The sequence below is a fragment of the Streptomyces sp. NPDC021562 genome (genome assembly GCF_040640875.1).
Taxonomy (GTDB): Bacteria; Actinomycetota; Actinomycetes; order Streptomycetales; family Streptomycetaceae; genus Streptomyces.
This window is the reverse complement of record NZ_JBFACN010000033.1, coordinates 75,093-84,890: the sequence shown is the minus strand read 5'-3', so window position 1 is coordinate 84,890 and position 9,798 is coordinate 75,093. Positions and strand designations below refer to the sequence as shown.

Below are 9,798 nucleotides of genomic sequence, written 5' to 3'. Positions count from 1 at the left end.
TACCTGCGCTACGCGATGTACGACAAGTACTTCAAGAAGATCGGCAACTGTGTGGGGCCGTCCACCTGCGCGGCCGGCACCGGCAAGGACGCCTCGCACTACCTGCTCTCCTGGTACTACGCCTGGGGCGGCTCGAACGACACGAACGGCGGCTGGGCCTGGCGCATCGGCTCCAGCTACGCGCACAGCGGCTACCAGAACCCGCTGGCCGCGTACGCACTGAGCTCGTACGCCGACCTGAAGCCCAAGTCGGCGACCGCCGCGGGGGACTGGAGCAAGTCGTTGCAGCGGCAGCTGGAGTTCTACCAGTGGCTGCAGTCGTCCGAGGGCGCCATCGCGGGCGGCGCGACCAACAGCTGGGCGGGCCGGTACGCGACTCCACCGGCCGGCAAGTCGACCTTCTACGGCATGTACTACGACGAACAGCCCGTCTACCACGACCCGCCGTCCAACCAGTGGTTCGGCTTCCAGGCCTGGTCGATGGAGCGGGTCGCCGAGCTCTACCAGCAGACCGGCAACGCGCAGGCCAAGGCGATCCTCGACAAGTGGGTCAAGTGGGCGCTGTCCAAGACCACCATCAACCCGGACGGCACCTACCAGATCCCCTCCACCCTCCACTGGTCCGGCCAGCCCGACACCTGGAACGCCTCCAGCCCCGGCTCCAACAGCGGGCTGCACGTCACGGTGGCCGACTACACCAACGACGTGGGCGTGGCGGCCGCGTACGCCAAGACGTTGACGTACTACGGCGCCAAGTCCGGTGACGCGACGGCGAAGTCGACGGCCAAGGCGCTGCTCGACGGCATGTGGAACAACTACCAGGACAGCCTGGGCATCGCCGTCCCCGAAACCCGCACCGACTACAGCCGGTTCAACGACAGCGTGTACGTGCCGAGCACCTTCAGCGGCACGATGCCGAACGGGGACGCGATCAACTCCTCGTCGACGTTCGCCTCGCTGCGGAGCTTCTACAAGAACGACCCCGCGTGGTCGAAGATCCAGGCCTATCTGGCGGGCGGGGCCGCACCCGTCTTCACCTACCACCGGTTCTGGGCCCAGGCGGACATCGCCCTGGCCATGGGTTCGTACGCGGAACTCCTCGAATAGCCCCCGCCGAAGTCCCGCGTACGCGCCCCCGTCGCAGGGAGACGGGGGCACCGGCCGGGCGGTCCTCGACCACGCGGGGGCCGCCCGGCATTTGTCAGGATCATGATCGTCGCGCACTGCGTCGAATGGAATTGGGAGCGCTCCCAAGACTCAGGCGCTGCTCCCGCTCCCCACCCGTCCCCAGCGGAGGACCCGCATGCAACAGTTGAAGAACCACGGCACGCTGCACACTCTGTTCGCCGTGCTGCTCGCCTCGCTCGTCGCGCTGGCGGCGATGATCACCGCCGCTCCGGCGTCGCACGCCGACACGACCATCTGCGAGCAGTTCGGCTCGACCACGATCCAGGGCCGCTACGTCGTCCAGAACAACCGCTGGGGCACCAGCGCCACCCAGTGCATCACGGCCACGGACTCCGGTTTCAGGATCGTCCAGGCCGACGGCTCCGTCCCGACGAACGGCGCGCCGAAGTCGTACCCGTCCGTCTACAACGGCTGCCACTACACCAACTGCTCACCGGGCACCAACCTGCCGGCCCGGCTCAGTTCCGTGGCGAGCGCGCCCACGAGCATCTCCTACAGCTACGTGAGCGGTGCGCAGTACGACGCCGCCTACGACATCTGGCTGGACCCGACGCCCCGCACCGACGGCGTGAACCGCACCGAGATCATGGTCTGGCTCAACCATGTGGGGGCCGTGCAGCCGGTCGGCTCGCCCACCGGCACTTCCACCGTGGCCGGGCGTTCCTGGCAGGTGTGGTCCGGCAACAACGGCACCAACGACGTGCTGTCCTTCGTCGCTCCGTCGGCGATCGACAGCTGGAACTTCGACGTGATGGACTTCGTCCGCCAGGCGGTCGCCCGGGGACTGGCCCAGGACAACTGGTACCTGACGAGCGTCCAGGCGGGCTTCGAACCCTGGCAGAACGGTGCGGGACTGGCCGTGAACTCGTTCTCCTCGGCCGTCAATCTCGGCGGCGGCACCGGCGGCGGTACCGGGGGTTCGGGCGGCTCGTCGGCCTGCAAGGTGGCCTATGGCACCAACGTGTGGCAGGGAGGGTTCACGGCGAACGTCACCGTGACCAACACGGGCTCGTCGCCCGTCGACGCCTGGAAGCTCGCGTTCACGCTGCCGGCCGGGCAGCAGGTCACGAGTGCGTGGAGCGCCGAACTCTCCGCCTCGTCGGGAGCCGTGACGGCCGGCGGCATGGCGTACAACACCTCCATCGCACCGGGCGGCCAGGTCTCCTTCGGGTTCCAGGGCACCTATGACGGCGCCTTCGCCACACCGGCTGCCTTCAGCCTGAACGGCACGGCCTGCACCAAGGCCTGAGGCCGTCGCGGCGGGCGGTCCGATCCCGGCCGCCCCGAAGGCCGCCCACCTCCGACCGCGTGCACCGGCACTGCGGATCCGCCCGGCCGACGCATCCGCCCGGCCGGGCAGATCCGCCGCTTCTTCCCGTGGCCCGGCCGGCTCGGCCCGAGCGCGCCACCGCTCTCCACCTCCTTCGCGCCGAGCCCGGTGGATCACGTGCGGAAGGCATGTGCCCCGGTCCTCCGTCCCGTAAGATCGGTGATCTCGCGGGTGGGGGAGGTGGTCATGGCCAGGCGACGACCTGGAGCGCCGACGCTGGAAGAGGTGGCCGCCCGCGCCGGGGTGGGACGGGGCACGGTCTCCCGGGTCATCAACAACGCGGCCGGCGTGAAGGAGTCGACGCGCCGGGCCGTCCAGCGAGCCATCGAGGAACTGGGGTACGTGCCCAATCTCGCGGCCCGCACGCTGGCCGGGCAACGTGCGGACGCCGTGGCCCTCGTCCTGACCGAGCCGGACTGGAGGCAGTTCGCGGAGCCGTTCTTCTCGGAGATCGTCCGCTCGCTCGGTGACGCGCTGGCCGACACCGGGATGCAGCTGCTGCTCACTCTGGTCCGCTCGGAGGACGAGCGGCAGCGGTTTCTGGAGTACGCGCGGGGCGGCCGGGTCGACGGGGTCCTGCTGATGTCGGTGCACGCGGACGACAGGTTGCCGGACATGCTCGCCGAGGCCCGGTTGCCGACCGTGCTGCTGGGGCGCCGCTCGGGCGACGAGTACGTCAGCTACGTCGACGCGGACAACGTGGGCGGCGCCCGAAACGCGGTGTCCCATCTCCTGAAGCAGGGCCGCACAGCGGTCGCCACCATCACCGGGCCGCTGGACATGTACGTCGCGCAGTGCCGGCTGCGCGGTTATGAGGACGCGCTGGCCCTGGCAGGCCTGAAGAGGTCACGGTCCTGGGTGGCGGAGAGTGATTTCTCGGAGGAGAGCGGTCGTCGTGCCATGGCGGAACTGCTCGAACGGCATCCCGAGATCGATGCCGTCCTCGCCGCGTCGGACACCACGGCGGCAGGGGCGCTGCACGCACTGCGCGAGGCCGGGCGGCGGGTGCCCCAGGACGTCGCCGTCATCGCTTTCGACGACTTCCCGCTGGCCCAGCGCACCGAGCCGCGGCTGACCACGGTGCGTCAGCCGCTCGAGGAGATGGGGCGGGCCATGATCAGACTGCTGCTGGAGGAGATGGAGGAGCAGTCCGTGGCCTGGCGCCATGTCATCCTCCGCACGGAGCTGGTGGTCCGAGAGTCGTCCTGACCGCCCTCCTCGAACCACCTGGCGGCCCATCGGCGAGGGCGGCGAAGCCGTAGGGTTTCGGACAGTGGCGGCAAGTACGGTCTCGTCCTCGAAGGGCTCGGCCGGCGAGCCCGTCGCACGTCCTGCGACGTTCCGAGGCCGAGGGCGAACCGATTCGACGCAAGCGCTTCGACCGGACCCACGACCGGCATTGCGCGGCGGTCGCGAAGCGCAAACGGCGCGAATCCCCGGTCACAGGCGTCTGCTTCGGCCCATGGTGTTCCCTCCGGCGCTCCGCGGTCCGGGTCAACTCGCAGACGTTCCTGTTCAGGTGCGTGGCGAAGGGTCATCCGGGGGGTCGGTGACCGGCCACCGGCCGCCCCCGCGTGGTCCCCGACGCCACTGCGGCAACAGGCCGGTCCGCGGTCGGGAGCCGTTCCATCGCAACTTTTCGTGACAACCAAGAGCTTGCGAACCGAGGCAATCAGCAGTCGAATCGATTCCGTAACAAAGCCGCAACACGGTTCCCAGGGCGGGTCTGCCCACCCATGGCAGCTCTGCGGGACCGGCAACACCGTCTGCCCCGACGTCTCTCGGCAATCCCACTGCACCACGGCACGCTCAGGCACTTCGGCATGTCACTGCAACCACCGCGACCCGACCGGGTCGCACCGGCACGGGAGGGAGCCCAGATGGGAACCACACGTACAAGACGCCGTCTGTTGCCCGGGCGCGACAGCGTCGAGCGGTTGCTCGCGGCGTTACCCCACCGTCGCGCGCCCCGGAACGCGTCGGCTCGCACCCCTCTCCCCCCGGCGGCGGGCCCGGCCCGTTCCCGGTGGCTGACGTTCGCCCGGACGGGAGCCGCAGCCGCGCTCGTCGCCGGCGCCCTCGTCGGCGCCACGGCCACGGCGGGCACGGCGCGGGCCGCCACGTCCGGCCCCTGTGACATCTACGCGGCGGGCGGCACGCCCTGTGTGGCGGCGCACAGCACCACCCGGGCGCTGTACGCCTCGTACAACGGGCCGCTGTACCAGGTCCGGCGTGCCTCGGACAACTCCACCCGTGACATCGGGGTCCTGAGTGCGGGCGGAGTCGCCGACGCCGCCGCCCAGGACTCGTTCTGCTCGGGGACGTCCTGCCTGATCACGGTCATCTACGACCAGTCCGGCCGCAACAACAACCTCACCCAGGCACCCGGCGGCGGCGCCGCGGGCGGCCCCGACAACCTCGCGAACGCGACCGCCGCGCCCACCACGGTGGGCGGACACAAGGCCTACGGCGTCTTCGTGGCGCCCGGCACGGGCTACCGGAACAACCACACCAACGGCATCGCCACCGGGGACAACGCCGAGGGCATGTACGCGATCTTCGACGGCACGCACTACAACGGCGGCTGCTGCTTCGACTACGGCAACGCCGAGACGAACAGCAACGACGACGGCAACGGCACGATGGAGGCCATCTACTTCGGCAACATCAAGGTGTGGGGCTACGGTTCGGGCAACGGTCCCTGGATCATGGCCGACCTGGAGAACGGCCTCTTCTCCGGGGTGAACCAGCACTACAACGCCAACGACCCCACCATCAACTACCGCTACACGACCGCCATCATCAAGGGCGGCCCGAACCACTGGGCGATCCGTGGCGGCAACGCGCAGTCCGGCGGCCTGTCCACCTTCTACGACGGAGTGCGCCCCAACGTCTCGGGATACAACCCCATGCGCAAGCAGGGCGCCATCATCCTGGGCACCGGCGGCGACAACAGCAAGGGCGCCCAAGGCACCTTCTACGAGGGCGTGATGACCTCCGGCTACCCGTCCGACGCCACGGAGAACGCCGTCCAGGCCAACATCACCGCGGCCGGGTACAGCAGCTCCTCGGGCGGCGGAACGAGTACCGGCGCGCTGCACGCGGTGGGCGCGGGCAAGTGCCTGGACGTGCCGAACTCCTCCACCACGGCGGGCACCCAGCTGCAGATCTGGGACTGCAGCGGCGGCGCCAACCAGACGTGGACCCGCACCTCCTCGGGCCAGCTGACCGTCTACGGCGGCGGCAGCCAGATGTGCCTGGACGCGTACGACAACCAGACCTCCGCCGGCACCAAGGTGATCACCTGGCCGTGCAACGGCGGCGCCAACCAGCAGTGGCAGGTGAACGCGGACGGCACCGTCACCGGCGTCCAGTCCGGGCTGTGCCTCGACGTCACCGGCGCTTCCACGGCCAACGGCGCCCTGGCGGAACTCTGGCCGTGCAACGGCGGATCCAACCAGCAGTGGAGTCTGAACTGACCTGAACGGCCCGGGTCCGCGGCCTGGCCCACCGTCGGCCGCGGACCCCTTCGGCAGGCTCAGGACGACACGCGCCACCACCGGAGGAGGACCATGTCCAGAGTCAGAGCGCTGTGCGGCCGGTGGGCCGCTCCCACGGCTCTGCTCGCCCTGCTGGCCGGCAGCCCGGCCACCGCCTCGGTCGCGTACGCGGAACCGGCGCAGCACCAGGCGGGAGTCGCCGATCTGTACGTGGTGCCGAACGCGTCGCCCGGCGGGGACGGCACCGCCGAGCATCCGTTCGCCACCCTCGCCCAGGCACGCCAGCCCGCACACCGGATGTCGGCCGACGCGGACGTCGTGGTCCATCTGGCCGGTGGCACCTACCGGTTGTCCGAGCCGCTGGGCTTCGGCTCCGGAGACGGAGGCCAGAACAACCACACGATCACCTACCAGGGCGCGCCCGGTCAGCAGCCGGTCGTGACCGGTGCCCAGCAGATCACGGGTTGGCAGGTGCATGATCAGTCGGAGAACATCTGGTCGGCACATGTCGGCAGCGGTGTCACCACCCGCCAGCTCTATGTCAACGGCGAGGAGGCGCCGCGGGCGGCGATCCAGGTGCCCCGGTCGGCCTTCACCTTCACCCCGACCGGTCTGACGGTCACCGACTCCTCGCTCGACTACCTGGCCGGCCTCACGGACCAGAACCACATGGAAGTCGAGAGCATCAACTCCTTCACCGACCGCTACGCGCCGGTCCAGTCGATCAGCGGCAGGACCGTCACCATGCAGCAGCCCGCGTGGAACAACAACTCCTGGGGCTACGACACCATGAACGCGCCGTTCGCCGGCGGGACGATGTACCTGGAGAACAACTACGCGTTCCTGCGGCAGGCCGGCCAGTGGTACCTCGACGCGTCCACCGGTGACCTGTACTACCGCGCCCAGCCGGGGCAGAACCCCGACGCCCTCGACGTCGAGCTGCCCAGGCTGCAGAACCTCCTCGGCATCAGCGGCAGTTACGGCTCACCGGTGACGGGTCTGAGCTTCACCGGCATCCGGTTCACGGGCACCTCCTGGCTCGGCCCCGGCGGACCCGACGGCTACGCGGACCAGCAGAGCGGCGCGCACATCACCGGCGCCTACCCGATGCCTGCCAACTGGCTGAGCACCTGCAAGTCCGGATGCCAGCAGTTCGAGGCCACCCGCAACCACTGGGCGCAGATGCCCGCGGCCGTCCAGGTCTCCGCCGCCACCGGCATCACGTTCTCCGGCGACACGTTCTCCGAACTCGGGCAGGCCGGACTGGGCGTGGGCAACGACGGTGTCGCCACGGCCTCCGGTACCGGTCTGGGCGCGAGCGGCATCACCGTCACCGGGAGCACCTTCACCGACATCGCCGGCGGTGGCATCCAGGTCGGCGGGATCCAGCCGGACGCGCACCACCCGAGCAACCCGCAGATGACCGACCAGAACATCACCATCAGCAACAACAGGGTCAGCGGGGTGGGGACCGACTACAAGGAGACCGCCGCCATCCTGTCCACCTACGTCACCAACGCGACGATCACCCACAACCAGTGCGACCACCTGCCCTACGACGGCATCGACATCGGCTGGGGCTGGGGCGCCAACGACCCGGGCGGCAGCCAGGACTACGTCAACCGGGGCACGTACAACTACCAGCCCGTGTACAGCACCCCCACGACGCTGAAGAACAACACCGTCACCCACAACCTGATCTACGACACCAAGAACGCGATGTTCGACGGAGGCAGCATCTACAACCTGTCGGCGAACCCCGGCTCGGTGATCTCCGAGAACTACATGTACGACAACAACCGCACCACCGCGCTGTACCTCGACGAGGGCTCCCGGTATCTGACGGTGTCGCACAACGTGGTGCAGGACGCGGGCAACTGGGCGCTCACCAACGCCAACGCGAACAACCACACCGACGACAGCACCTTCTCCGGCAACTGGTACAACGGCGGCAACACGTACGTGGCCACCGGGCCTCCGCACAACAACGTCCTCACCGGCAACGTCCAGGTCAGCGGCACCAACTGGCCGTCGGGCGCACAGCAGGTGATCCAGCAGGCGGGCGTCCAGTCCTCGGGCGGCGGTGGCGGATTCCCCGCCGGCTACCACCCGTTGGTGATCGGCAGCAGCAGCCTGTGCCTCGATGTGTACGGCAACGCCGGCAGCGCGGGCGCCGCGATCGACCAGTGGACCTGCAACGGGCAGGCCAACCAGCAGTTCCAGTTCGTGCCGGGCGCCGGCGGTTACGGGCAGTTGCAGGCGCAGAACTCGGGCCTCGTGGTGGGGGTTTCGGGCAGCCCTACGGCCGCCGGGACGCCGGACATCGTGCAGCAGGCGCCCAGCGGGGCGACCGGCGCCCAGTGGCTGCCGGTACGGCAGTCCGACGGCTCGTACTCCTTCCAGAACCAGAACAGCGGCCTGTGCCTGGACGTCTACGGCGGCGGCAGCAACCTCGGCCAGCAGCTCGACCAGTGGCCCTGCAAGAACACGGCGGCCGGCAACCAGGACTTCACCCCGCGCTGACCGACCCCCACCCGCTCGTTCACCGCCACCCACTGTCCCGCACCCAGTGAGGAACACAGATGAAGAGGACGTCCACGGCACTCCTGGCCGTCGCAATGACGGCAGCGGCCGGCATCGGCACCGCGTCTCCCGCGGCGGCCGCCACCGGCACCGGATCACCGGCCTCCACCGCACGGGCCGCCGCCGCGCCCACCGCCCTGCGGCTGATGCCGCTGGGCGACTCCATCACCTGGGGCGTCGGCAGCCCGTCGGGGAACGGCTACCGCAGCTTCCTGTGGAACCGGTTGGCGAACGAGGGGCACGCCCTGGACTTCGTGGGATCGGGCCGCAACGGCACGATGTCGGACCCCGACAACGAAGGCCACTCCGGCTGGCACATCAGCGAGATAGCCGGCATCGCGGACTCCGTGCTGGCCCGGTACCGGCCCAACGTGATCACCCTGGAGATCGGCACCAATGATCTGAACGGCGGCTCTCAGGCCGGACCCGCCGCCGAACGGCTCCATGCGCTCATCGACCAGATCACGGCCGACGCCCCTGACGCGACGGTCCTCGTCGGCACCGTGATCGTCTCCACCAGCAGCACCGAGGAGGCCACCCGCCCCGCGTTCAACGCCGAACTGCCCGGCATCGTCCAGGCCGAGCAGGCTGCCGGCAAGCATGTACGCCTGGTGGACATGAGCGCTCTGACCACCGCGGACCTGTCCGACTCCTTGCATCCCAACGACAACGGCTTCGGCAAGATGGCCGACGCCTTCAACGCCGGGGTCCAGACCGCGGACGCGGCAGGCTGGATCAAGCCGCCGGTCTCCGTGGGCGCTCCGGTTCGCTCCGGGGTCGCGGGGAAGTGCCTGGACGTCAACGGCGGCAACAGCGCCAACGGAACCGCCGCGCAGATCTGGTCCTGCAACGGCGGCGACGCCCAGCTGTGGTCCGCCCGCTCGGACGGCACCTTGCGGGCGCTCGGGAAGTGCCTGGACGCCACGGGCGGTGGTACCGCCAACGGCACCAAGATCGAGATCTGGGACTGCAACGGAGGCGCCAACCAACAGTGGCAGGCCTACAACGGCGGTTACCGCAATCCCGTTTCCGGCCGCTGTCTCGACGACCCCGGTGCGTCTGCCACCGACGGGACGCAACTGGTCCTGTGGGACTGCAACGGCGGATCCAACCAGCAGTGGACCGCACTGCCGGTCACCTCCGCCCAGTGACCCGACCGGGGTGCCGACGTCTGGACGGCGCCCCGCCCCCCCACAC

Annotated in this window: 6 protein-coding genes; all 6 read left to right on the top strand. The window is 69.6% G+C overall.

The features are described from left to right. Positions 1-1,107, top strand: a 1,107-nt coding sequence (locus AB0G52_RS35610) for a glycoside hydrolase family 48 protein (protein ID WP_361342495.1), incomplete at its 5' end; no start/stop codon positions are given. Between the two features lie 196 nt (positions 1,108-1,303). Further along, complete coding sequence (locus AB0G52_RS35605) at positions 1,304-2,437, top strand: cellulose binding domain-containing protein (protein WP_132891750.1); 1,134 nt, start codon at positions 1,304-1,306, stop codon at positions 2,435-2,437. Positions 2,438-2,704: 267 nt separating this feature from the next. Then, a complete protein-coding gene (locus tag AB0G52_RS35600; protein ID WP_132891749.1) occupies positions 2,705-3,727 on the top strand; it encodes a LacI family DNA-binding transcriptional regulator in 1,023 nt (340 codons plus the stop codon). 671 nt (positions 3,728-4,398) lie between these two features. Then, the gene (locus AB0G52_RS35595; RefSeq protein ID WP_361342490.1) at positions 4,399-5,997 is read left to right on the top strand and encodes an arabinofuranosidase catalytic domain-containing protein; all 1,599 of its coding nucleotides are present in this window, start codon (positions 4,399-4,401) and stop codon (positions 5,995-5,997) included. A 93-nt stretch (positions 5,998-6,090) separates the two neighbouring features. Then, positions 6,091-8,541, top strand: a complete 2,451-nt coding sequence (locus AB0G52_RS35590) for an RICIN domain-containing protein (protein WP_361342487.1) — start codon at positions 6,091-6,093, stop codon at positions 8,539-8,541. Between the two features lie 59 nt (positions 8,542-8,600). Next, positions 8,601-9,752: a ricin-type beta-trefoil lectin domain protein gene (locus AB0G52_RS35585; protein ID WP_361342484.1), complete on the top strand. Its 1,152-nt coding sequence runs from the start codon at positions 8,601-8,603 to the stop codon at positions 9,750-9,752. Positions 9,753-9,798: the final 46 nt, after the last annotated feature.

What these genes read in the sequence shown, in the direction of transcription:
- AB0G52_RS35595 (WP_361342490.1), top strand. Translation starts at nt 4,399, where the DNA reads ATGGGAACCACACGTACAAGACGCCGTCTGTTGCCCGGGCGCGACAGC.
- AB0G52_RS35600 (WP_132891749.1), top strand. Translation starts at nt 2,705, where the DNA reads ATGGCCAGGCGACGACCTGGAGCGCCGACGCTGGAAGAGGTGGCCGCC.
- AB0G52_RS35590 (WP_361342487.1), top strand. Translation starts at nt 6,091, where the DNA reads ATGTCCAGAGTCAGAGCGCTGTGCGGCCGGTGGGCCGCTCCCACGGCT.
- AB0G52_RS35585 (WP_361342484.1), top strand. Translation starts at nt 8,601, where the DNA reads ATGAAGAGGACGTCCACGGCACTCCTGGCCGTCGCAATGACGGCAGCG.
- AB0G52_RS35605 (WP_132891750.1), top strand. Translation starts at nt 1,304, where the DNA reads ATGCAACAGTTGAAGAACCACGGCACGCTGCACACTCTGTTCGCCGTG.